We start from the raw sequence: 23,724 nt of genomic DNA, 5'->3' as shown, positions 1-23,724 counted from the left end.
ACCGCTGATGGCCGGACACGTCATTGTGGAATCCGACCACGAAGTGTGGGCGTGGACAGCGGTGCAGATCACCGCAGCCTACGACCTCACCCGCCGCGCGGACTTCCAACGCCTCGACCCCGAACAACGCCTCGCCGCCGCGATCGCCGACCAAACGCCCTTCATCGACCGTCTACTCGCCGAACCCGACCGCGCCGTGATGGCACTGCGCTGGATCCAGGCAGAACGCGGACGACTGAGCCTGTGGCTCATCGGACGAGTACAAGGCACCGATCACGCCGACGCGATCGAACGCGCCGACCAACTGTCCACGCGCATGTCCATCCTGCCCACCATGATCGCGAGCGAACAGGTCACCACAACCGAGGAAACCCACCGAGCCCTGGACCCGTTCCCGATAGCACCCGACGGCATCGCGCAAATCGTCAAACGAGTACGCGCGCACCGTAGCATCCGCTCCGACGCCGGCGTCAGCAATTACCTTGCCGTAGAACCCTTCTCCCGCCGCGCCGTCGACTGGGCAGCACTGATGACTGTGCTGCGCGACGCCCCCCACCCCGTCGCCCTCACCATCGCGTTGGCGCCGTGCGCGGTACCGCACACCCTGCGCGCGTCACTGGAACACGAAGCGATGCGATACCGACGACTGCGCGAACCAGTCGAACTACCCACCGACCTCGGAGGCACCGTCCGCCACCCCGCCGACCCCTCCGCAGCGGTACTGGCACCGATCTTCGATGACGCGCTGCACCGCTACACCCACCGCGTCTTCCGCTACAGCGTCACCATCGCCGCACCGGTACGCCTCGACGACACCCTCGCCGAAGCAGTCGGCCGCACGATTTCCCCTCGGCCCGCCAACTCCGATACCAGCCGACACGACGACGCCACGATCGCCGCCGGCTACACCATCACCCGACCCACCTCGCCCGAACTCGCCATGCTCACACGGGCACACGCCGCCATCGAAGTCACCGCACCCAGGCTGCCCGAGCTACACGGCCTCCTCGAGCAAGACCGCACCCGCGACCGCCACCCCCTCGTGCTCCTGCACGGACTCGTCGACACCACCGAAGCGACCTCACTGTTCCGGTTCCCCACCGCCCTCGACGGCACCCTGCCCGGATTCGAAGTACGCGCCGCCCCCGACTCCGAGCGAGTCATCGCACGCCAACTCGGACCCAGCCTGCTCCTGGGCTACCAAGGAGAAACACGCCACCCGCACTCCGCGGTCCACCTGAGCATCGCCGACCTGCCCCGTCACGGATTCATCGTCGGAACCCCGGGTTCGGGAAAAACCAACACGGCACTGCACCTGTGCCGGCAGCTGTGGCAGGACCACCGCACCCCGTTCCTGGTCATGGAACCGGTCAACTCCGCCATGAACGACTACCGCTGGCTGATGACCCAACCCGGCTTCGAAGAACTACTGATACTCACCGTCGGCGACGAAACCGTCGCACCCCTGCGGCTCAACCCCTTCCAAGTGCCCCACGGCGTCACCGTCGGCGCGCACACCTCGAACCTGCTGGCCTGCTTCGAAGCCGCACTCGGACTCTGGGACCCACTCCCGTTCATCTACCGGCGTGCCATCACCCTCACATACCGCCGACACAACCTGCACCCCGGCGAGCGCTCCACACCGGAGCTCGACGGAACATGGCCCGTCCTCAGCGAATTCGTCGCCGCCCTGTCCGACGTCACCAACGACCTCGGATACAGCGGCGAAATCGGACACAACATCGACGCCGCCAGCCGACTACGCGCCGAATCCCTGGCAGAAGGATCCTGCGGCTCAACCCTGGACTGCCGCAACTCATTTCCCCTCGCACCCTTGCTGGCACGGCCGGTCATCGTCGAACTGGCCGCTATCGGCGACAACGCCAAGGAACAAGCGCTGGTCACCTTGCTCCTACTCAATGCCGTCCGCAGCTACCGCCGCAACGCACCAGGGGCCGCCGCGCAAACCCACGTGATGCTCATCGAAGAAGCACATCGCATCTTCCCCCGCTCCACCCCCTCCGGCGGCGACATGAAAGAAGCCAACGCCCAGGCCCTGGCCGCCGAACGCATCGCCCAAGGCCTGGCCGAGGACCGCAAATACCGGCAGTCCTACATCCTGATCGACCAACAAGTCGGCAAAGTCTCCGAAGACGCCTACAAAATCACCAACCTGAAACTGATGCACCGCACCGCCGCCGACGAAGACCGCAAACTCCTCGGCTCAACAATGTCGATGGAACCCAACCAAATCGACCTCGCCGCAGCCCTCAAACCCTTCACCGCCATTGCGTCACACAACCTCCTCGACCGGGCAGTCACCCTCACCGTGCCCGACGTTCGCGGCGACGACGCCGCGGCCCGAGGCGTCGCCGACGCACCACTGGCTGACAACCTTCAGGTTCGTGAACGTCATGCCGAGTTGCTCACCAGCGCTATCGAATTTGCCGAAGCGATGGCGCCCTTTCCGGAATGTGATGGGTGCCACACAAGGTGCTTGTTTCGCCAGCACGCCGCGTCATTGACCGCCTCCAAGGACACAGCAGCTGGGTTGCTCAACGAGGCAACTTCCACTGGGTGGACCGGGCTCACCCACAAACTAATCATGCTCGCCGGCCCGACTCCACTAGATGTGGCCAGCAAATCGGCTGATGAAGACTTTCGCGTCTGCGTTCTGATCCACGCTATCCACCGGGCTCATCCGACTCACGGAACGAGCCTGACTACACGGGCCCGAGCTATCGAATGGGCGAGAATCGTACGCAACAACCTAGCCGATGTGCCGTGAATGACAGGTCATCGGAAATCTCGCAATTGGTCGACCCCCGAGTAACATCGGAACTCTGCGAACCATCGATGATAGAACCTGCATCAGGCTCGGGGGCACAAGGCGTTCCAAACGTCATCGATGGGGTGCATGACCAATCCGTCCAAGGCACCCCCAGCGAGCAAAACGGGCTCGCCGACCCCATTTCCATTGAAAACAGCCCAACGCGTGGGCAGGACTCCACCGTCAGCGATGATCAGTCGCTCCCAACCACCACACCGGATTCGCAAACCAACGCAGTCGCAGAAGTCCCGGACCCATCGTCGATCACCGAATCAAGACTCGGGCAGTTAACGACACTCAAGAACGCCGAGTCGGGCGACGACGAACCCAACGAACACATCCGGGGCATCGATTCAGCAGGCGCAACGGACATCGAATCCGACGAACGCGGGGGGCTGACCGACCCTGAAACGATCGAACAAACCGGTAATTCGAACCTTCAAGGCATGCAGGTAAATTCCGGCCTGGATCAAGGCAGCCGAATCGCGAACTCAAGCCCACGTGGTTCGAACGAAATGTCGAAGACCACCCGCATCGAAACTGTCGAACGCCAACACACTGAGGCTGCGGAAGAAGATGTTCAAGCAGTTGTGGCAACCGGAGCAGGAGATGCCGAAAGCGCATCAGAATCACACGATGGTCATGTGCTTGAGATCGCACCACCGTTAGTGGAGTACACGACCGAGCAGTGGACAGAGGAAGCAGCAAAACTGGCAGAATATGAGCTAGATGCCGCAATAAATGACGGTCTTGAAATATCCGAGCCTGTTAGGGATGGATTTGCGGCCTTGAGGCAGGAATTCTTGGCAGTGCTCGATGGTGACATGCAAAGAGGAAGGAGTGGGAACTTACTGGTTCCAAAGGGATTCAACATCGACCACATTATCGACGTTCAGCTCGGTGGTGATAATGCGATGGAGAACCTTCAGCTGCTATCATCCAGAGTGAATACGAGTCTTGGTGCTCGCATCGCCGCAGCGATCGATCGACAAGGCTTGGAAATCGGTGACAGGATTCTAAAAGTAATTTACCGCGAGCGGTAAGATGACTAAGGGGGAATTTCGTGTCGGAAAGTATTGTCGGCGATGCCTTTGTGATGGTTCGTAGGGGTGTATTTCAAATTTACGATCACCCGTTTGAGGAACGGATGTCTAAATTGGTGGGAAGTATACTCGGGCGCCCGGATGTATATTGCTTCGCTGGTGATTGGCGCGGTGTTCAGTACCTACTGCCCGATCGAGAAGCGAGCGATCAAGCCGGATCTACTGTAGAGATTTTCGACGCTACTAGTATGCGATGTGAGTCACTGACCACATTTGAGAATGTAGTATCGGCTGTCCCTGGCGGTCAGATAGCGGATGCCGTGGATGTCGTGGGATTTGATAGGTGGCGAACTAATCACCATGTCAAGGAATTAGTGCCAGGCGCCTGTGTCCCCCCTGTTCGGTACGAGTTCCTCGGTGGGGATCGTGACGACTTGAGTAGCAAGCCGGTTTCGATGGAAGTCCATGTCGGGCTGGCGGCAAGGTTGAAATGGAAGATGCAACAGCTTGGAATCAAGCACGGAGACCGCCTTCCACCTGACTTCTTCGAACTGTCTAACTAGCGGCTTAATGCCTCGACGCAGAGCTTTGGAGCCTTGATCGAAAGCAACACACTGGTATCTGGGTCGGTGTCGCTGTCGAGCTCGACTCGACGCCCGCGACCATTTGCCCGCCGGTGCCGGCCATGCTGGCCTTAGTAGGCAACTGGCAGAGTCAGGGGCGCTGCCTCAGCTGGGCGATCTTGCTGGGCAGCTGCGTAATCATGCGCTGATCCTCTCGTGCACGCCGACTAGGCCGAGCGGGCGGTTCTCGTGGTGGACGAGGCGATTAGCCTGTGTCCTGGCTCCTGCGCGCGGGTCCCTCGGGTGTCCTACGCAACCTCTGTGAGGAGCTTGAGAGTTGGCGGTCGGAGCTGACAGGCTCGTAGGTCTTTAGCCATGGACGCGCTGTCCGGGTCTGTGCCTGGGGCCGAAAGATGTTCGGGGCACGGGTCCATCGCGGCTCAAAGCTCGACCGCGTGCTCCTGGCTGGGTCCCGCGGGCAATAGTAGAAGAGAATGAGGTGGCGGCGGAGCCCGGTGAAACGTCATCCTCCACCTGGATTTATCCGGAGAGGGTCAACCGCCACGGCTCAGAACAACGTGAAGGCGTTGCGGCCGAATGTCTCCCGATCATCTGGTTGTCCCGAGTGTGGGCATCGACCGTCACCTCGGCGAGCGTGCAGGGCTAATGCGCCTAAACGGAAACCTGGTCACAGACTGGCCACAGTAGGCGGCAGACCGGTGAGAACCTGGTTCCCCAATTGCGTCACAGTGGCAAATAGAGGAAGGGTGAGGGCCTCATGTTCCCGACGGCCATTTATCGTTCCTCCGCCGAAGGTCTGACGGGGGAGTACCGAAACTCGTTCCGCACAACGCCAGTCGGACGCGACTGGCGTTGCGGGACGGAGTTTCGGCAAGTGTCCGAATGTTGTTGTCAGGCAAGCTGATATAGATGTCGATAATATATGTAGGGTTGCCTGTTGCGTATTGCATCAGATGATTCATCCAATATCTCTCTCCGACGGTCCACCCAAGCACTCGGTCGGTCGTCGATGCGGCCGACAGTTTGGCTGGAATCCTCTGACAGGAAGCGACTTTGGTCCTATCAAAGCCGGTCCTTGCGCCGGGTGAACTCCATGACTCCAAACAGCCTCGCGACCCAGCAATGATCCATCTATGAGCCGTTTGAAGCGCCCGGGGTGACGACGCACCAAGACCCTCCGCCGAGCGGATTCGGACCGCGAGTCAGTATCGTGGGACCGGGGTTTCAGGACGTCTGGCCGTGATCGTGCTCGGCGAGGTGGGTCGAGATAGTGGCGTCGAGGTGCATCAACTGGGGCTCCAGCATGTGAGTTCTGGTGTGGCCCAACGGTATTTGTCGCAGGGCGGCGGTCTCACTCTCGACCGCCGGCCGACTCTTTCTCGCGCGATGCAGCTCGGGCGCGAGCAGGACGGTGTCGTGGTAGACATCCCACTGGCGGGCATAGAATGCGCCGACGCCGAGTGCGGGAAAGCCCCTGACACGCAACCGGTCTCGTTCGACGTCAGCGGAGTTGACCGACAACGCCCCACCCCATCTCGTCGATCACGATCATCTACCGGCCGAAATCCTATCCACTGATCCGCGGCTCATCTCGGGGAGCCGGTGTGATCAGCGAAGCCGATCCGGCTGCGTAAGCGGTTTGCAACACCTGGTCAAGGATCCTGCGACAGGCGCGGTTCTATCCATGTCCGCGAACGTGAAGGACCTCGAGATGAGCAAACCCGCCGAGATTCTGCTTCTAAAGATCCACGCGGCAGCGCGTGGGGGTGTGCAACGGCTATTCCGTGGCCGCCGCTGACCCTGATCGCGCCGATTGTCATGCCTGGCAAGTCGACTTGGTGGCGGCCGCCGCACCGACGACCACTAGCTCGTCGAGCGAAGCCAATCGCCGAATGTCTGGTGCCGGAATTGATATGCGGCACCAGTCACTCTCAACAGACCAGTACTGCGCGCCCACTCCAGAAACTGTATGGGCCTGGCAGGGAAGCGTGGTGTGAAGACGAAGAAGATTCGGGCACATGCGTACCGAACGGCAGCCCTGGAAACCAACATTGCAAGGGCAACACCGCCGATCAAATTGAAAACAGCGAGTTCAGCCAATTTGATGAGTAGCGACAACTGGGTAGTGGGAACAACCATGGCGTGGGTAAGGACTGCCAACACGGTTACCATCGCCGCAATGGCTATTCCGGCGACAGCGTCGTCGCGAATAACCCTACGCTCGTTTGCTTGTGGCTCCGCATGGGCGGTCAGACCCGTAATCAGGACAACCCCCACTGCCAACGGCAGCCCGAACCCCAGGCCAAAGACTGCGTACGTTCGACTCACTTGCCACACTGACTCTTGATCGAGGCGATATACCAAAACACAAACGAGCACGAAAGGGACCAGGAGCGATACCAACACAACGCATCCCCGACGGAAGGCTTTCAGCCACCGCCTGCGGGCACCCACGCTCGTGAACCTCCAGATCATTCGCCGTGGCCTATTGCTCGTCAGCAGGCCGAACAACGAACCCAAGGCCACCGATATCACCAGGGTTCCCCAGAGCCGTACCGATGGCGAACCGAGCGGAACAGTCAAGGGGCTCACGAACACAGTGCCCGCGACCATACCGGCAACGATTGCCACGATCGCGTGCAGAAGGCGGCTCCTTCGGGCCGCCAGTTCCCACAGATCGTTCAGCGCGATATCAGTTCCGCCGCAGCCACGAGAGGCCCTTGTGGCCATGTGTAGTGCCAGCATCGCCAACCACGTCTGAACCTGGCCCGCAGTATATTTTCGTTGTCCGTGCGCCCCGGTCGACTGGGTCGCGGCCGCAGCCGGCACCAGCGACGCAAGCAAGACCTCCCGCAGTTCGTCTCCGCTGGCCGCAGCAACCAGACGCAAGGCCCCCTGTTCGCCCTTCTCCGTCAAGTACGCCACCGCAAGACTTAGTACCCACGGCGTCGACAACGCATCGGCGAGGACCTGTAACCGCCGGTTGCCCAACCACTCAGTGACGGGATTCCAAGCGTCCGCATCGATGCCAGCCGCATCCCGACAGAAGGACAAGTATGCGTTCACGGTCGACGGGCTGAGTCGGCGCATAGTCACTGCCGCCGCCGAGCGCAGCCCGGAATTCGCGCCAAGGTCCCGCATCGCACGGTATGCGTCATCGCGACAGGTCAGCACCACCGGCCGCCCGCGCCACTCAGGCTCGTTCAACCTGTCCAGCGCGCACCGGGGCCGTCGATGTGATCCGCCGTCCGTCATTTCGTCCAGACCATCGAGCACTGGAAGGATCCGGCCCGACTCCACCAGTTGCTCAGCCACACGCCGATTCACCGAGTAGTGGGTCACCAACTGAGAACTCACCCAGCGCGCGAAGCCAACCGATTCCGGATCCCAGCTCGCGACGTTCATCCGCACCGGCACTGGGCTTCGCTGTTGCGTATCCTTCCGCTTGGCGAGCAAATCCAGTAGCAGCCACATTGCAATCACAGTTTTGCCGGAACCCGCGGCACCCAGTACAACGAGGCGGCCAGTATCGAGATCACCGTAATAGCCGCATAACTCGCTCAGCGAACCCGTCCGCGTGCGCATACGCTCGCGGGTCCGTACCTGCTCGGTCCACGACACGTCGATTTGCTCGCCACGCACCACACCCAACTCAGTCAGACGACGAGTCTCTACACGCTCGACAAGCTCGGCTAGCTCGTCCGCATGGGCATCGAGCGCCGCCCGCGTCGTTTCCGGCCGCAGCCTGCGCCACAGCCACGCCGACCCCTTCATCGCCGGACCCGCCGCGACCCTCCCCGCAACAGCAATATCCGCGCCTGCCACCACTCCCCCCTTCACAACAGATGCCAGACCGCCCGCGCGGACCAAGAATCGCTCGGATTGTCCCCTCATTCTGCACTTTCCCGAAGCACGACGATGCAACCTTCGGCGAGTGAAATCGGCTGGACCCAAGGGGAGTTCGGAGTACGCGCTCACTTCCCGGACAACATGCTATCGAGCTGAGAACTACCGCTTCTCATTCTGAGAGCGAGCTTGGCTGGGGCAACAAGAACCTTTCGATACCGCAATCCCGTGGCGGAGGATCGTTTGTGCAGTGCGGCGGTCGCTGCCCCCATGTCGGCCGCGACGCCGGGTTGACGGTAGGGCGGCTCGGCGGTGCCGTGCAGCCAGCGCAGGACAGCGAGGGTGGCCGGCTGGTCGTGGCCTGGGACCTCAATGGGGACGACGTAGTGTCCGATGGTGGTGGTGACGGGTTCAGGGACTGCGACTTGTCCACTGGCGGCGAGGCTTTCGAGCCATCGCATTTCGCTGCGCTGCTGGTGGGCGGGTCGGCCATCGCGGATCGAGAGTCTGGCGACATAGGAACTGTCGCCGGCCCGGACCCTCCAGACCGCGTTGTCCTCGAACTGTTGCACCTCGAAAGTCGGTGCGGGGCCGGCGATGTCGTAGTGCTCGTGCAGTACGGTCCGGGTCAGTTGTTCGAGCAGGTCGAGCTGGGCGGTGTGATCGAGTTCAGCGAATGGAGTCTGCGGCAAGGGGGGCTACCTCCATGGTGGAAATCGACGTGGTGGGGGCGAATCGTCAGGCACAGGCGATGCTCGGCTCGGGTTTGGAGTGATGGGTAGAGCCGGTTGCCTCGGCAATGGTAGAGAGGGCTGTAGCTGTAACGCCGCCAGTCCAGGGCGAGTTGATTGGCCTCGTTGTAGCGGTGCGTATTCGGGGTACCTGCCCCCTTGCGGAGACTCACGGTGACCAGGTGAGGTCCGCACACCGACTGGTGTTCATAGATTAGTTCGCCCTTGCAGGTGCAGACAGCCTTGTGGGGGTCGGTGGGTGCAGGGTGAAGTCCACCTGTCCGTCGACGACTTCGCACCGTTGTGGGGTGACAGCAACTGCGGAGCCGGTATTCAGGATGATGGCCGAGAACACGGCGGCGACGAAGACGAGGACGCGAATCACCCTGTGTAGCATCACTTTCCTTGTATCCAGTCGTTATTCAATTCTTTCGAACCGTCCGTTGAGTTCCCCGCTTTCTCGGACGGCCCTGAGCATTACGGGGGACTAGGCACCGCGCCTCTCTCATTCCTCTGCTCGGTTTGGTCGGATGTCCTGCTTGAGAGTGGAGTGCAGCACCATCGCCGACCATGCCGTATTGCGGGTCAGCGGTATGCCTGCGACGCATAACGGCATGCGTCGGTACGCATTAGGTTCGGTGCGCTTGACAAGGATTTGCGCAACAGTCCAGCTCATCGCACAACAACCCCCCGAATGGAGTTTGCTTTGGATACGGCAGTTCAGTCGAGTCAGGTGACCAAGCCTCGGCGTCACAAGGTGACCGGCGACTTGCACCTGTTGCTGCGCCGGGGTGACGAGATTCTGTTCGGCCAGCGACAGAACACCGGCTACGAGGATGGCGCCTGGCACCTGCCCGCTGGCCACCTCGAAGCCGATGAATCGGTCGTCGCTGCGCTCATCCGGGAGGCCGTCGAGGAGGTGGGCGTTCGCATCGCGCCCGAAGATGTGCAGTTCGGACACGTGATGCACAATTCGTCCTCGGGCGGCCGGATGGCGCTGTTTTTCCTGGTGGACACATGGGACGGCACGCCGGATAACCGCGAGCCTGACAAATGCAGTGCGCTGGAATGGTTTCCGATCGACGCGCTGCCCGCTTGCATGATCGACTACTGTCGCACCGCGCTCGATCATATTGCGGGCAACCGCCAGTTCTCGGTGTACGGCTGGTAGTGAAATGTCCACGCAAGACGGTCCGGTCGTGTGCGTCAGCTACTTGGCATCGGCCGAGCTGTGGAGCGTGACGAAGTTCCCTACCGCCAATCAGGGTGCCGCGATCCGTTCCGTGGAGCACTCCATCGCAGCCGACGGCCCGATGGCATCGGCGGTGCTGGCGGCTCTCGAAGTGCCAACGCTGCTGATAGCCAACAGGATCGGCGGCGATGAGGAAGGCGGTCGGGTCGGTCGCTGGTTACAGCAACACCACGTGCCCACGACTGCTGTAGCCAGCGCCGAGATCGGTACGCCGTGAGATTCGCCGATGGCAACTGATCTCGACCTCGCTGCGCGACGTCAGAATCGGCCGATGATCGACGTCGGATTTCCCCAGTACAGCCAGCTAGCAGAATCTGCTGTGACCGCGCAACTTACGATCGGGGCAACGTCGTGCTGGCCTACTCACCCGAGCGCGGCACTGTGCGAGCGGGCCACCGGCGAACCTATCCCCGCGCAGCGGAAGCGGCATAAACCGAGACCGTTCACCGAGTCCCGAACCGGAGTAACGGCACGTTGTACAGGTCGGGTTGCGGCGTGCGGCGCATGTCCGGGTGCAGGACTTCGATGACGAGCATCTCGGTGAGGAATTGAACGGTGGCGTTGAGCAGGTGGCTGGTGTGACCTGTCGCGGAGTGTTCCTTGAGACCGACAGCGACATGGATATGTGGCCGGAGTTCGTCGGCGTCGGGGTCGTAGGCGAGGGTACCGCCGCCGAAAGCTTCGAGATTGGTGAGGTGAACTTTCGACCAGACCGGAGCGTGAGGGTCGTCGAGTTTCTCACAAGTACCGACGAGGTCGGCATCGCTGAATCCCGCGATGAACGACGGGATATAGCCTTGCCGGACTTCGTTGATTCGACAGAACTCGGTCAGGGCGGTATAGAAATCCTCGCCGTGGTCGAAGACGACGCCGAAACTGCGGCCGAGTGTGAGTTCGTGGCTGCGCATCACAGGGCCCCGTTTCGATCGGTCGGCCAGGGCCAGGTGGTGGCGTCGGTATCGCCGCCAGCGGCGCCGAACGCGGCGGCGATCGTCGGCCGGTCGCAGTGGGCGGCGAGCAGGGTCAGCAGGAGAATGCGGGCTTTGATCGGGTCGAGGTATCCAGCCGAGATCAGCCCGCGTGACAGCAGATCTCGTTCGGATCCGGAGAATCCGTAGGTGGTGGACAGCACCGCACCCCCGCCCGTACGGGAAGCGAGTACGACAGGGATTCGGGCGCATATTGTTTCGAGCGCGGGTACGAGCCCGGTCGGAACGTGTCCGGCCCCGAATCCAGCGATGACGAGTCCATCGACATGGTCGGCAACCGAACGCACAACGATGTCGTCGTCACCGAGGGTGATCGGTAGCAGGGCGACACGGATGTCGGCGGTGATTTTGTGTGGGATCACGGTGCGGTGTGTGAGTTGATTCAGCAGGCGTGGTTGGCCTTCGACGAGGTAGCCGAGCGGTCCACCATTCGAGGACTGGAAGGTGCCGCAGCTGCTGGTGTGCGTTTTGCGGACGCGCCGCGCAGCATGGATCTCGTCGTTGAAAACTACTAGGGCACCTTGGTTTCGGGACTTCGCGGAGGCGGCGGTCTGGATGGCGGCGAGGATGTTGGCGGGGCCGTCGGCCCCGGCGAGGGTGGGATTGCGCATCGCACCTGTGACGACCACTGGCTGGGGGCCAGGGTGCAGTAGGTCGAGCAAGTACGCCGTTTCCTCGATGGTGTCGGTGCCTTGCACGACCACGATCCCGTCTACCGCAGTGAGTCGGTCACCGATCGCGGACGCCAGGGCGATGATGTCGGCGATCGTCAGCGACGCGCCGGGCACGCGCCGGAAGTCTTCGACCTCGACGGTGATGTCGGTGTCGGCGAGACCGGGCACCGCCGCGAGAAGATCATGAGCTGACAGTGCGGGTACGACTCCGCCACCGCTGGAATTCGACATCGCTATGGTGCCGCCTAGGGCGTAAACGATGACGCGAGGACTGCTTTCGACGGGAGACACCTCGGTAGCCTAGCCAGCATCGTGCTCGAGATCGGCCAGAAATTGGCAGGCACGGTCGAGCCCGGCCAGAGTGAGCAGTCGGCTGCGTGGTTGCGTGAAACCGGCCCCGCCGTAGTTGGCGAATTCGCGACTCCGGCGCATCAACCACGACCAGTCCAGGCGTTGATACTCGGCGAGCTGTTGCAGCCGCTGATACGAGGTCTGGGGTGTGAGGATGGAATGGGCTCGCGCCCAGCCGACGGCATCGGCGAACTCTGTGAGCGTGGGCCGATTATCGGTAAGGTCGACCTGCCAGATGTCGTCGGTGTTGAGCCAGCTCGCGACGATCGCGCGGCGATCCGCGTCGAGCACAAAGCCTGGTACCGCAGTGTATTCGGGCTCGGTACAGACGAAGACGCGGATACCGAACGATTCGATGAGCGTGACGGTCAACTGCATCAGCACCCGCTCCGGCACCGAGGATGCTGCCACGGTGTCGACGGGAATGCAGAACGCCCGCATCGATGTCGTTTTCATCGTCGCGAACAGTTCGGCGGTGCGTTGCAGGTACCGGTATTTATGAGTGAACAACAGCCAGGTGCTGGCTTCCTCGCCGCGTTGTTCGCGGCTCCAGAACGCCGGAACAGCGGTGAGATGTCCGATATGGCTGAGGATATGGCGAGCACAGAAGTCCGATCCCAGCCACATCCGCGACGCCGCAGACAGCTCCGCGGCTATCTCCGGGCCAGGAGCCGAGTACAGTCGCCCAGGCAACGGGGTACACCGATCAGAGGTTGTGGCGAGCACGGCGTCGTCATCGAGCAGCGCATCATCGAGATTCGTCACCGCCCACAGGATCGCGAGGCTGAAGTCATCGAGCTGGTAGGCCGATGGGACCAAAAGGGGTGCAGCGTCATGTGACGTCATCAACCGTGATCGAACATGTCGCCGGTCGACACCATAGAAGCGAGAACCCTCCTCGGCCTCTACGACCGCGACCACCAAACTGCGGCGTGACTGACGAAGCACGGGGTCAAGCCGGAGACTCGACATCGGTGTGGCAAGGATCCGACCACGATCCTGGTGGGCGGGAAGGACGACTGCCGCCGTGGCCGTTCCGCCGAAGAACCGGCCCGCAGGCGTACGAAGCTCGGCCCTCTCTCCGTCCACTGGAGTAAGCAGCATGTCGGGACCGTAGGTGGCGGGTTCCTTTCCCGTGGCACCCGCGTCTTGTCGGGGTTCGAGCAAGGGGCCCGGCGACTCTTCGCCGGAGATAAAACGGCGGAACCGTTCTTGTTCAGCGTCGCTCGCGCGGGCCAGTGCCGTGTCCAAGAGTTGTTGGGTCACGGGGCGCGGCTGTATCGAACGTCCACGGGTTCGCCAGTTCGAGATAGTTTTCGCGTCGACGCCGAGTCGCTCCGCGAATTCCCGCACCGATTCGCGAGTCGCCGCCTGCAAGGCAACGGCTTCGAATCCGCTCCACTCTTGCCCCATGATCACCGTGGGCGCCCCCTGTGCGCAGTGTCGACAATGCCCACGCTAGTCCCACGCCACTCCCACGGCAGATGGTTCTCCGGAATCGCCAGGTACGCAACAGTTATAGCCAGCAGCTTCAACGCTCGCAGTGATGAGCAGGCGGCACGCACGCTGCGTGCGGCCTGTACACGTTCACAGCGTCAGCCAACGACGAATTGGGGGTTCAGCAGTGAATCACTGGATCGGTGACTTCTGCGAGAACGGCTACATTCTCGGCTTGGATCATGAACGCGCTCGGGGCATCCTCGTGATCCACCAGTCGTGTACACCGGCGTGCCCGAGAAAGGCAACGGCGGCTCGGTATCTCGACAGCCCGCGCGAAGTACAACCTGCGGGCGAAACGGCCGGACACACCGATGGGCGGTAGCTCGTCAACAGAGCCACGGCCTTCCTCTGCGGGGGCTCAGCCTGAGACAGGTCTAACCAACTCCTCGGGGGAACGAGCCAATTGCGACCTTGAACATGGGACGCCCACGATCACAGCAAGGCCAGGTCATAGGCTGTCGGGCGTGATTACTCCGGACTCCACCCAGAACCTGTCGCTGCCGACTCAGTTCGTCCCGGCCGAGGTAGAGGTACCGCTGTATGAGCGATGGGTAGAGCGAGGGTACTTCGACGCGGATTCCTCGAGCGAGCGTCCGCCGTATGTGGTGGTATTGCCGCCGCCCAATGTGACGGGCAGCCTGCATATCGGCCACGCCTTCGAACACACCCTGATCGACGCGCTGACCCGTCGCAAGCGGATGCAGGGATTCGAGGTGCTGTGGCAGCCGGGTCTGGATCACGCGGGCATCGCCACCCAGAATGTGGTCGAGCGGGAACTCGCCAAGGAAGGTAAATCGCGGCATGACCTGGGCCGGGACGCTTTCGTGCAAGCGGTGTGGGATTGGAAGGCGAAGTCCGGGGGCGCGATCACCGGGCAGATGCGTCGCCTCGGTGACGGGGTCGCCTGGTCCCGGGAGCGCTTCACTCTCGATGAGGGTCTGTCGCGTGCGGTGCAGACCATCTTCAAACGTCTCTACGACGATGAGTTGATCTATCGGGCCGAACGGATCATCAACTGGTGCCCGCGCTGTATGACCGCCGTGAGCGATATCGAGGTCGACCACAAGGAGGTCGACGGGGAGCTGGTGTCGATCCGCTACGGCGACGGCGACGATTCCATCGTCGTGGCCACGACTCGAGCCGAAACGATGCTCGGTGACACCGCGGTCGCGGTACACCCTGACGACGAGCGGTATGCCCATCTTGTCGGCCGCGAGATCGAGCTGCCGCTCACAGGGCGGCGTATCCCGGTGGTGGCCGACGAGCACGTCGACCCCAAGTTCGGCTCCGGTGCTGTGAAGGTGACCCCCGCGCACGACCCGAACGATTTCGAGATCGGCCAGCGACACCACCTGCCCGCGATCACCATCATGGACGAGCGGGCCATCATCACAGTGCCCGGCCCGTTCCAGGGATTGGACCGGCTCGAAGCGCGCAGCGCTGTCGTCGCCGCCCTGCGCGAGGACGGCCGGATCGTCACAGAGAAGCGCCCGTACCCGCATGCTGTCGGGCATTGCTCGCGCTGCGGCACGATCATCGAGCCCCGGCTGTCGATGCAGTGGTGGGTCAAGGTCGCCCCGCTGGCAAAAGCCGCCGGCGACGTAGTCCGTAACGGGCAGGTCAGCGTCCACCCGCCGGAGCTGGCCGCACGCTACTTCGACTGGGTCGACAACCTGCGTGACTGGAATATCTCGCGCCAGCTGTGGTGGGGCCACCGGATCCCGATCTGGTACGGCCCTGAGGGACAGATGATGTGTGTCGGCCCCGACGACATCGCGCCCGAGGGTTGGGTGCAGGACTCCGATGTACTCGATACGTGGTTCTCCTCGGCGCTGTGGCCCTTCTCCACGATGGGGTGGCCGGACGCAACGCCGGACCTGGCGAAGTTCTACCCGAACTCTGTGCTGGTTACCGGCTATGACCTGCTGTTCTTTTGGATCGCCCGGATGATGATGTTCGGCACCTACGCCATGGACGGACAACCACCGTTCGGCACCATCGCCCTGCACGGGATGGTGCGTGATCAGCACGGCAAGAAGATGTCGAAATCGTTCGGCAACGTTGTCGATCCGCTGGAATGGATGGACCGCTACGGGTCCGATGCGGTGCGCGCCGCGCTCGCGGCCGGCGCGAACCCGGGCACGGACGTACCGATCGGTGAGGACCAGGTCACCGCGACCGGCCGCAACTTCATCACCAAGGTGTGGAACGCGACCCGGTTCGCAATGATGAACGGTGCCACCACCGTCGGCCCGCTGCCCCCCGCCGAGCAGCTGGGCCTGGCCGACCGGTGGATCCTCTCGCGCCTGAACGCAACCATCGCGGCGGTGGACGCGCTGTTCGAGGATTACCAGTTCGCCAAGCTCACTGACGGGCTGTATCACTTCGCTTGGGACGAGGTATTCGACTGGTACATCGAGCTGTCGAAGGTCAGCTTCGCCAGCGACGGCCCGCAAGCGCAGGTGTCGCGGCGGGTGCTCGGTGAAGTGCTCGACGGGCTGCTGCGGTTGCTGCATCCGATTACCCCGTTCGTCACCGAAGTGCTGTGGACGGCCTTGACCGGCGGCGAGTCGGTGGTGATCGCGCCGTGGCCGGTAGACAGCGGGTTCCGCGACACCGACGCTGAGTCCGACTTCGCGAGTCTGCAGGCCGCGATCACTGAGGTCCGACGGTTCCGGTCCGAACAGGGTGTGCAGCCCGGTCAGCGGGTGCCCGCAAAGCTCGACTTCACCGACGAGCCAGTACTCGCCGGCCACGAGGATGCGATCCGGCATCTGCTGCGGCTGGAGACACCCGGTGACGGATTCGCGGCCACCGCGTCGCTGACGATCGGTAAATCAGTGGTGGCGCTTGATCTTTCGGGCACGCTCGATGTTTCAGCCGAGCGCAAACGGTTGAGCAAGGACCTTGCCGCCGCGGTGAAAGAGCTCGACAATGCCGCCCGTAAGTTGGGCAACGCCGAGTTCATGGGTAAGGCCCCGCAGAAGGTCATCGATGGCATCCGTGCCCGGCAGGCCACCGCACAAGCCGACCAAGAGCGGCTGGAAAAACAACTGAACGCGCTGCCGCCTGAGTAGAACCACTACCCCGGGCGGGGTGCACGGTAAAGGGGACCAGATGTCCGCACAGTTGGTCGTCGTCGGATTCGACGAGATCGTGGCCCATAAGTACATGCCGTGCATCGCTGCGGCGATCAATGCCGGGTACCTGTCCTCCTACTCGATCATCGATCTCGAGTCCGAGCGCGGTGTGATCGCGGCGCGACTGCGGGAAGTCCCGCTCGCGCCGCGACACATCTACTATCTACCGAACCCCAGCCCCGCCCAGGATCTGCCCGAAGGTCGGATCCGGGAAGCATTCGCTCGGGTCACCGACCCCTCGGGGCCGATCCGCGCCTACATCGCCACCGAGGTGAAGGCACACGAGTCCTACCTACGGTTCTGCGTCGAGAATCGCATCGACTCTCTGGTGGAGAAACCGGTGATCGCGCCATTGCAGGGTGGGCGGTTCGCGCCAACTTTGATCACCCCCACCATGACCGCGCTGATCGGGGCGGCGAGGCGTAGGACGGGCTCGAGGCACTCGGTGATGACGTTGTCGCGGTATCACCGCGTCTACAACGATCGGGTCCTCGCCGGTATCGCCGACCGAGTGAGCGCATGGCGGTCGCCGGTAACCTCCCTGCATCTGCGGTGCGCGGGCGGGGTGTGGAATCGACAGGAGGAGTATGAAACTCGCGAGGATCACCCCTACAAGCACGGCTACGGAATGATGCTGCACGGTGCGTATCACTACATCGACCTGGTGGTGCAAGCGCTGCGAATAAACCGGGTGGCGCTGCCTAGCACCCGATTCCGCTTTCAGGTCGCTGCGTTCGCGGCGTCCCCTGCCGACCAGCATCTGCGAATTCCTGCAACGGCAGCTGCACAGATCGCCGACAGCATCGACCGCTGGCCCGACTCCCGAACGGCAGCGCGATTCGGGGAAACCGATGTCACCGCGATTTTTCGGCTCATTGATGCCGACTCGGGGCGAACGCTGACCGTGGGCACGTTGGCGTTCGAGCAGACCACGCCGTCGGTGCGTAACTGGACCGAGTTCCCCGCCGGTACCTACAACAAGAACGGTCGCACCTCGGCTGTCGACTTCGAGGTGGGATTGTCCACGGTGTTCAGCAGCCATGTGCACTGCTACGACATCCCTCGCGGCGACCCCGACAAGATCGACGCCTTCGCGCGCATCACCACGCGCGCCAACGCCGCGCTGCACCCCGGCGAATCGTACGTCGCCACCGAGGAACATCACGGGGTTTTCCACTCCGACAGCAACCGAGCGTTGATGTCAGAGTGGTTGCGCGGCACAGAAACGCGCAGCCTGCTCGCAGATCACCTGCTCCCCATGCAAGTCACCGAAGCCATCCTGGCGGCAGCAGTAACGCCGGGTGTCACCGCCACCATCGACGACTTCTGACGATAGGGATGCGGGCACATGACCGTTCACCGTTCTCGAGACTTGCTGGTCAAGTTCCACACCGAGGCCCTGGCCGCCAGGGAGAACACTCCGAACACCCTCCAGGCGCCGATCACGCCAGCTTTTGCTGAACGGCTCCAATCGATGACGTTGAGGACTAACAAACGATATTTGACGCGGCGCGACGTTTACGCCGTACTCGCCGCCGGGGTGACTGCCTCAGTACCGGGCACCCGCCACTACATACAGGTGTTCACCCGCCTGTACCGAGGATGGTCGACCACGCTGAACACCAGCGCACACGCCGAGCGTGACCGGCGCACCGGCCGAGCGCCCTTCCAAGCCACCCGCGTCACCATCATCACCCGAAGGCCCACAACATGACCCGCGGACTCAGCATCGTTATTCCCTGCTATAACACCGGCGACTACGTGCGCGAAGCGGTGGCCTCGGCACTGAGCCAACCCGTGACCCTCGACCTGGAGGTCATCGTCGTCGACGACTGCTCCGATGACCCCGCCACCGTTGCCGCCCTCGCAGATTGCCGTGCAGCCGAAAGGGTGACGGTGGTGCAGCTGCCCGAACACAGCGGTGTTCAACGGGCCCGCAATGCGGGCGTGCACGCGGCGCGGATGCCCTATGTGCTACCACTCGACAGCGATGACCGCTTGTCCACTGCGCCAGAGCTTCTGAGTGAAGGCACCTACCCCGATCGTGCGGTCGCGATCCTGGAGTCCGATCCGGCAGTGGCGTTCGTACACACCCTCACACAGATGTTCGGCGATTGTGCGGGGCTGACGATCTCGGCCTACCCGTGCAGGGACGAGCTGGTGGCCCGCAAACATCATGTCCCCACCACGATCGTCTATCGCCGCGCCGAAGGTATCGCTGCGGGCCTCTATCACCCGGATATCCGGAAATGGCAGGACTGGGCATTCGCCGTAGCGCTTCTTGCCGCCCGTTTTCGGAGCGGAGCGGCGAACCGAATTGGATTCCTCGACGGACCGTTCGTCGAGTACCGCATCCACACCCGTCCGAATCGGATCTCGGTCAGCGACATTTCGGAACTAGCCATGACACAGCTGGTTGTCGCTGCCAATCTCGACTACTTCCAGCACCATCACGGTGACCATTGTGCCGACGACATCGCTCGGCTGGTGTGCCGAACCAAGCCACCGCGGTTGGCCGATCTGCTGCACATGGCACACCACAACCTCGACCAGGCCCTCGCCCTCGCCCGCCAACGCGACGCCGAACTCACCAGCCCCTTGCACGAGCTGGGCATCCCGTGAACGCCCCACGCCCGTGGCCAGAGGAAAGGGAAGTACCGATGGCGATCGCCGAAAGCACATCGCCCGCAGTCACTCCTGGCCAGAAATTGGTCGTCATGGGTGTCGGCTACGTCGGGATGAACCTGTGCCAGGAATCTGTACGTGCCGGCCACCAGGTGATCGGACTCGACATCAACCCGATGCGCGTGGAGGCGATCAAAAACACTATTCCGCCGCCCGACAGCCTCACCACCATCGAGCTGACCGAACTGCTCGACCGTGGATTCGTCGCGACTACTGACCCCTCAGTGCTCGGTACAGCCGACACCGTCGTGCTCTGCGTGCCAACACCTTTGAGTGCCGGACTTCCCGATCTGACTGCGATCGAAGCCGCAGCCCGCACGGTGCGCGACCATCTGCGGGCGGGCATGCTGGTCGTCCTGGAATCCACGACTCACCCCGGAACGACCCAGGACGTCGTGGCCCCGATCCTGGCCGAATCCGGCCTTACGATCGGGGACGACGTCGCGCTGGCCTACTCACCCGAGCGCATCCAGCCCGGAAACCCGAGCCATCGTTTGCGCGATACCCCGAAGGTCGTCGCCGGTCTCACCCCGGCCTGCACCGTGCGTGCCGCGGACTTCTACCGCACGGTGGTCGATACCGTTGTTGTCGCGGCCGGATTGCGTGAAGCAGAGATGGCGAAGCTGCTTGAGAATATCTATCTCAACGTCAATATCGCGCTGGTCAACGAAATCGCAATGGTCTGCGGCGATCTCGGCGTCGATGTGTGGGACGTCATCCGATGCGCGAGCTCGAAACCCTATGACTTCCAAGCGTTCACCCCCGGCCCCGGCGTCGGCGGCCACTGCATCCCGGTCGACCCCGTCTACCTGACCACCGCCGTCCGTACGCAACTCGGTCGCCCAGCGCAACTCATCGAAACCGCACATGAAATCAACCAACGCATGCCGCACCACGTCGCCCAGCGTGCGCATGCTGTGCTGAGTGCGCACGAAATCGCACCGGCTTTGGCGCGGATCATTCTCGTCGGTATCACCTACAAACCCGACGTCGCCGACTTACGCGAAACGCCTGCCTGTCCGATCGCCCGGTTACTTCTCGAATCTGGAGCCTATGTCAGTTACAACGACCCCCACGTTTCGGCGTGGACCGTAGATGACAGGGCCGTGCCGCCGTCAGATCTATCGCAACACCACGACTTGGCAATATTCCTTCAACACCACCGCGCTACCGATGCGGATCCGATCATCGCGGCGTGCGCCGCAGTGCTCGATACCCGTGGAAAGCTCAGCGGGCCAAGCATCGTGAGGATCTGACTCGACGATAGGCCGCAGCGCTGGCGGAGTTCGCCTACGGCCGGAGGCCACCGCGCAACTAGGAACGCCGATAGAACTCGCCGTTCGCGATGCCCTTCATGAATGCATCCCATTCATCTGCGTTGTACACCAAGGCAATACCTTGTGCCGCGACGGTTGCGCTCGCGTCAGAGTGGACTGTGATTGTCGCATTGCCTACCGCACCAGATTCGTTGCTCAAGGCCAGGTCGAGCAACGGTGGCCACAGCAGGGTCGGAATCGAGATGATAGGCTGCTCGTTAGCGGGGCCGTTGTACTTGCTGTCGCGGATGAGCACCGCGCCGCTGGTATGAGCGACCTCAACACAGGTCTGGTCTCCGCCGCTGAAGGTGGACTTGTAGAAGTTGGTGCTCACAGGGTTACCTTATCTGCTGGCTCGCGACGCGATGGATTACGTCGAGTGATTGCTTTCGGTTGAGCGCGATCGTCTGGATCTGGTTGTACAGATAGTCGAGGGCAGTGACGCGCTTGGGATCATCAGCGATCTCGCCGTAGGCGGCGGATTCGACCCACCCCACTGTCGGCAGTCGGGCGCTCTGAAAATCGAGCAAGTGGAACGTCGCGGAGTTGAGACTGGCGATCGCTCCGCCAGCGGAGTACGGGATGACACGTATATCAAGCGTATCGGTATGTTCTTCGGCGAGCGCGATCAGGTGCTGAAGCTGCTGGCGCTGCACTTCCTCGCTGCCGACTTGGTACATCAGCGCAGCTTCCCCCATCACTACTGACAGTTCGAGCGGATCGGGGCCGTCGAGCCGCTGCTGTCGGCGCCGTCGCGCGCTGACGCGCTGCTCGACCTCTGTCGGCCGACCCGTAGTCACGCTGGCCTTCATCAAGACGCGGATGTAGTCCTCGGTTTGCAGGAGGCCGGGAATCACGCCGTTCTCGAAACTTCGAATGCTTTGTGCTCCGGCTTCCAGGCCGTAGAACCTCATAAGGTGTTCGTTGAACAACGCTGAGTACTCGGCGAAGGGGCTGCGTCCCTTCGCGATGTCTCGCAGCGCCAGCAACTCGGTTTGCTCGTCGGCGTCGAATTCGAGCAGGTTCATCAAGATCTTCAGTTTGTCTTCGCTAAGGGTGCCTCTTCCTCGCGTGAGCGCCGACCAGTACTGCTGGCTGACGTCGAGGGCCTTCGCGATCACCCCTGTTTTCACTCCGCGCTCGTCGGCCCGATTGCGGATACGCAGCATCAACTCCCAGTTGGCGACCGTGGGAGACGTCCCTGTCATCTCGATCCTTCCTGCGAATGAACCGCCAATACCGTACCGCAGCGCATGCACCCGCAGAGGTATCGCGACACGTATTGCCTAGTTGTTACAACTAGGCGTATCGTGTGATCTGCACAACACCTCGCTACATCTAGTTGTTTCAGCTGTTTCCGATGGGGATCGAGGAACGATGAGCCTACCGACCGGCGCTGCCGATACACCGGAATCTAGATCTGACTATTACCGCCAGCAATGTGGACTGCCCGTGACGGCCAAGTCCTGCGGGCACATAATCGCCAAAGCCACCCCAACACTCGCCGCCTTCACCATGCCCGCAGAGCTGGGCCGCCTGGTGAAGACCGAGATGAATGCTCGAAACGTTCGGTGGGGACCTCGGTTCTCGAGGTGATCCGGCACTGCATGCGTGAACGCGGTCGTCACGACAGAGCCTTGTTCGTATCCGAACCAGGGGCTCAGGGGTACCGGATCCTCACGATGCCGGGTGCACCGACGGTAGGTCAGCGGGAGGAGCTCTGATGGAGCCGTTCCCCTCGAAGAACCGGATGCTGGCGGCGTGCCGTGGCGATACTGAGTGCGCCCACCCGTTACTGCGTTGGGCCTGCGAGTTGTCCAAGATCCACCAGCAACTACTGGATGCTGACGAATCCATGCGGACGACGACTGATCAGCGGAGAACGGCGCTCGTGCGCGACATCGATCAGTGGATTGCGCGTGAGCTGCCACCGGCCCTCGGTTGCGCCCGACTGCATACCGAGACCATGGGCACGGTGATCGACCGGTTGGCAAAGTTCACCGCATCCGCTAACGCGGCGCTGACCAGCACCGCAGAAGTGGAGCTGTGGGATTCCTGGGAGCGGTTGGCGGAATTGGCCGTCGGCTATGAAGACCTCAAGGACGAGATCAGCTGCGGGCGGCGGCGATTGCCTTATGCGCAATGAAATCCCCGATCGGTTCATCTCCAGATCAGCTCAACTTGAGCTATCCGTCAATTGCATTGCTCGACAGTAGTTCTCAACACAGGAGGGTGTGATGTTCACAGCGGTTTCGACGTTCCTGAGCGGCCTCAGTATCGGCGGTCTGGCGGCATGGGGTCTCTTCTCGTTCATGGCGGCAACCCGCGTTCATTCACCACGGTCACAAGACCGCTGGACGGTACGGAATATCACCGCGCGTATCGAACGCGAACGGATTGAAGCCAACTGCACCGGCCACAAATCGCCACCAACCGGATTGCCCGCCATTTACTAGCGGCTCCCGAATATCGTCAGATCAATGCCAGCTGCCGTTCGCGGCCAATGTCACCGCATTTGATGAACCCACTAGAGAATCTGAGCCATACCCCGGTCAGGAGTGCCCGATGTCCGAGCCTGCGCACACCAACATGTTCATTGCCGCCGACAGCGAACTGGCCGAGGTACTCTGCCATGTCGAACTGCTGGCCCTGACCGTGCATCGTGCCAAGCAACTGCACCGAATTCACCGCGATCATCCCCACGACGACTGCCGGGTGATTGCCGCAACTACTCTCCAAATGCCGTGACTTGCAGGATAACTCATCACCCAGCGTTCGCGTAC

At 62.3% G+C, this 23,724-nt stretch carries 20 protein-coding genes; 12 read left to right on the top strand and 8 right to left on the bottom strand.

Annotation, left to right across the window (positions count from 1 at the left end; genetic code table 11):
• The first annotated feature begins 7 nt into the window (after window positions 1–7).
• Together NU1_RS19075 and NU1_RS41555 are read left to right on the top strand one after the other, a co-directional pair.
• Window positions 8–2,788 carry an ATP-binding protein gene (locus tag NU1_RS19075; RefSeq protein ID WP_067523147.1) on the top strand — a complete coding sequence of 927 codons (2,781 nt, stop codon included), beginning with the start codon at window positions 8–10 and terminating at the stop codon, window positions 2,786–2,788.
• A 68-nt stretch (window positions 2,789–2,856) separates the two neighbouring features.
• A complete protein-coding gene (locus tag NU1_RS41555; RefSeq protein WP_157552510.1) occupies window positions 2,857–3,873 on the top strand; it encodes an HNH endonuclease signature motif containing protein in 1,017 nt (338 codons plus the stop codon).
• 1,808 nt (window positions 3,874–5,681) lie between these two features.
• On the opposite strand, the gene NU1_RS19065 is transcribed toward NU1_RS41555, so the two are convergent.
• The 3 genes from NU1_RS19065 to NU1_RS19055 all read right to left on the bottom strand — a co-directional run bounded on the left by NU1_RS19065 (window position 5,682) and on the right by NU1_RS19055 (window position 8,995).
• On the bottom strand, window positions 5,682–5,978 hold the full coding sequence (locus tag NU1_RS19065) for a hypothetical protein (protein ID WP_067523145.1): 297 nt from the start codon (window positions 5,976–5,978) through the stop codon (window positions 5,682–5,684).
• Between the two features lie 342 nt (window positions 5,979–6,320).
• Window positions 6,321–8,282 (bottom strand): NACHT domain-containing protein, encoded by a 1,962-nt coding sequence (locus NU1_RS19060; protein WP_169815097.1) that lies wholly within the window; start codon window positions 8,280–8,282, stop codon window positions 6,321–6,323.
• Window positions 8,283–8,431: 149 nt separating this feature from the next.
• Window positions 8,432–8,995: a phosphotransferase family protein gene (locus NU1_RS19055; protein ID WP_067523143.1), complete on the bottom strand. Its 564-nt coding sequence runs from the start codon at window positions 8,993–8,995 to the stop codon at window positions 8,432–8,434.
• A 733-nt stretch (window positions 8,996–9,728) separates the two neighbouring features.
• Here NU1_RS19055 and NU1_RS19045 point away from each other — a divergent pair.
• Together NU1_RS19045 and NU1_RS19040 are read left to right on the top strand one after the other, a co-directional pair.
• Entirely contained in the window at window positions 9,729–10,205 is a 477-nt protein-coding gene (locus NU1_RS19045) for an NUDIX hydrolase (protein WP_067523141.1), read from the top strand.
• A 4-nt stretch (window positions 10,206–10,209) separates the two neighbouring features.
• Complete coding sequence (locus NU1_RS19040; RefSeq protein ID WP_067523140.1) at window positions 10,210–10,503, top strand: hypothetical protein; 294 nt, start codon at window positions 10,210–10,212, stop codon at window positions 10,501–10,503.
• A gap of 226 nt (window positions 10,504–10,729) precedes the next feature.
• Here NU1_RS19040 and NU1_RS19035 read toward each other — a convergent pair whose 3' ends face one another.
• The 3 genes from NU1_RS19035 to NU1_RS41550 are packed head-to-tail and all read right to left on the bottom strand — an operon-like array spanning window position 10,730 to window position 13,065.
• Window positions 10,730–11,194 (bottom strand): PPC domain-containing DNA-binding protein, encoded by a 465-nt coding sequence (locus NU1_RS19035; protein ID WP_067523139.1) that lies wholly within the window; start codon window positions 11,192–11,194, stop codon window positions 10,730–10,732.
• Window positions 11,194–12,240: an asparaginase gene (locus tag NU1_RS19030; protein WP_212761479.1), complete on the bottom strand. Its 1,047-nt coding sequence runs from the start codon at window positions 12,238–12,240 to the stop codon at window positions 11,194–11,196. The genes NU1_RS19035 and NU1_RS19030 overlap by 1 nt, the downstream gene beginning before the upstream one ends.
• Window positions 12,241–12,249: 9 nt before the next feature.
• Complete coding sequence (locus NU1_RS41550; RefSeq protein WP_169815096.1) at window positions 12,250–13,065, bottom strand: hypothetical protein; 816 nt, start codon at window positions 13,063–13,065, stop codon at window positions 12,250–12,252.
• 1,199 nt (window positions 13,066–14,264) lie between these two features.
• Between NU1_RS41550 and NU1_RS19020 the strand changes: the two genes are divergently transcribed.
• Genes NU1_RS19020 through NU1_RS19000 form a run of 5 tightly spaced genes read left to right on the top strand, consistent with a single transcriptional unit; the run spans window position 14,265 to window position 20,881 of the window.
• Window positions 14,265–16,877 (top strand): valine--tRNA ligase, encoded by a 2,613-nt coding sequence (locus tag NU1_RS19020; RefSeq protein ID WP_245720202.1) that lies wholly within the window; start codon window positions 14,265–14,267, stop codon window positions 16,875–16,877.
• Between the two features lie 40 nt (window positions 16,878–16,917).
• Window positions 16,918–18,270 carry a hypothetical protein gene (locus NU1_RS19015; RefSeq protein ID WP_067523136.1) on the top strand — a complete coding sequence of 451 codons (1,353 nt, stop codon included), beginning with the start codon at window positions 16,918–16,920 and terminating at the stop codon, window positions 18,268–18,270.
• A gap of 18 nt (window positions 18,271–18,288) precedes the next feature.
• Window positions 18,289–18,654 (top strand): hypothetical protein, encoded by a 366-nt coding sequence (locus NU1_RS19010; protein WP_067523135.1) that lies wholly within the window; start codon window positions 18,289–18,291, stop codon window positions 18,652–18,654.
• Window positions 18,651–19,562 (top strand): glycosyltransferase family 2 protein, encoded by a 912-nt coding sequence (locus NU1_RS19005; RefSeq protein WP_067523134.1) that lies wholly within the window; start codon window positions 18,651–18,653, stop codon window positions 19,560–19,562. The genes NU1_RS19010 and NU1_RS19005 overlap by 4 nt, the downstream gene beginning before the upstream one ends.
• Before the next feature lie 38 nt (window positions 19,563–19,600).
• On the top strand, window positions 19,601–20,881 hold the full coding sequence (locus NU1_RS19000) for a nucleotide sugar dehydrogenase (RefSeq protein ID WP_067523133.1): 1,281 nt from the start codon (window positions 19,601–19,603) through the stop codon (window positions 20,879–20,881).
• 58 nt (window positions 20,882–20,939) lie between these two features.
• On the opposite strand, the gene NU1_RS18995 is transcribed toward NU1_RS19000, so the two are convergent.
• Complete coding sequence (locus NU1_RS18995; RefSeq protein WP_067523132.1) at window positions 20,940–21,275, bottom strand: DUF397 domain-containing protein; 336 nt, start codon at window positions 21,273–21,275, stop codon at window positions 20,940–20,942.
• Between the two features lie 4 nt (window positions 21,276–21,279).
• A complete protein-coding gene (locus NU1_RS18990) occupies window positions 21,280–22,149 on the bottom strand; it encodes a helix-turn-helix domain-containing protein (RefSeq protein ID WP_067523131.1) in 870 nt (289 codons plus the stop codon).
• A 515-nt stretch (window positions 22,150–22,664) separates the two neighbouring features.
• Between NU1_RS18990 and NU1_RS18985 the strand changes: the two genes are divergently transcribed.
• From NU1_RS18985 to NU1_RS18975, 3 genes are all read left to right on the top strand, one after another.
• Entirely contained in the window at window positions 22,665–23,087 is a 423-nt protein-coding gene (locus NU1_RS18985; protein WP_067523130.1) for a DUF4254 domain-containing protein, read from the top strand.
• Between the two features lie 88 nt (window positions 23,088–23,175).
• Complete coding sequence (locus tag NU1_RS18980) at window positions 23,176–23,397, top strand: hypothetical protein (RefSeq protein ID WP_157552500.1); 222 nt, start codon at window positions 23,176–23,178, stop codon at window positions 23,395–23,397.
• A 109-nt stretch (window positions 23,398–23,506) separates the two neighbouring features.
• Window positions 23,507–23,689: a hypothetical protein gene (locus tag NU1_RS18975; protein WP_067523128.1), complete on the top strand. Its 183-nt coding sequence runs from the start codon at window positions 23,507–23,509 to the stop codon at window positions 23,687–23,689.
• The last annotated feature ends 35 nt before the right edge of the window (window positions 23,690–23,724 follow it).

This window comes from Nocardia uniformis NBRC 13702 (assembly GCF_001613345.1).
GTDB lineage: Bacteria > Actinomycetota > Actinomycetes > Mycobacteriales > Mycobacteriaceae > Nocardia > Nocardia uniformis.
This window is presented reverse-complemented; position numbering and strand designations above follow the sequence as displayed.

Excerpts from the sequence above, each read along its gene's own strand:
- NU1_RS19010 (WP_067523135.1), top strand. The coding sequence starts at position 18,289 with ATGACCGTTCACCGTTCTCGAGACTTGCTGGTCAAGTTCCACACCGAG.
- NU1_RS18985 (WP_067523130.1), top strand. The coding sequence starts at position 22,665 with ATGGAGCCGTTCCCCTCGAAGAACCGGATGCTGGCGGCGTGCCGTGGC.
- NU1_RS41555 (WP_157552510.1), top strand. The coding sequence starts at position 2,857 with ATGATAGAACCTGCATCAGGCTCGGGGGCACAAGGCGTTCCAAACGTC.
- NU1_RS18990 (WP_067523131.1), bottom strand. The coding sequence starts at position 22,149 with ATGACAGGGACGTCTCCCACGGTCGCCAACTGGGAGTTGATGCTGCGT.
- NU1_RS19040 (WP_067523140.1), top strand. The coding sequence starts at position 10,210 with ATGTCCACGCAAGACGGTCCGGTCGTGTGCGTCAGCTACTTGGCATCG.
- NU1_RS19075 (WP_067523147.1), top strand. The coding sequence starts at position 8 with ATGGCCGGACACGTCATTGTGGAATCCGACCACGAAGTGTGGGCGTGG.
- NU1_RS19015 (WP_067523136.1), top strand. The coding sequence starts at position 16,918 with ATGTCCGCACAGTTGGTCGTCGTCGGATTCGACGAGATCGTGGCCCAT.
- NU1_RS19000 (WP_067523133.1), top strand. The coding sequence starts at position 19,601 with ATGGCGATCGCCGAAAGCACATCGCCCGCAGTCACTCCTGGCCAGAAA.
- NU1_RS19045 (WP_067523141.1), top strand. The coding sequence starts at position 9,729 with ATGGAGTTTGCTTTGGATACGGCAGTTCAGTCGAGTCAGGTGACCAAG.
- NU1_RS19035 (WP_067523139.1), bottom strand. The coding sequence starts at position 11,194 with ATGCGCAGCCACGAACTCACACTCGGCCGCAGTTTCGGCGTCGTCTTC.
- NU1_RS19005 (WP_067523134.1), top strand. The coding sequence starts at position 18,651 with ATGACCCGCGGACTCAGCATCGTTATTCCCTGCTATAACACCGGCGAC.
- NU1_RS18975 (WP_067523128.1), top strand. The coding sequence starts at position 23,507 with ATGTCCGAGCCTGCGCACACCAACATGTTCATTGCCGCCGACAGCGAA.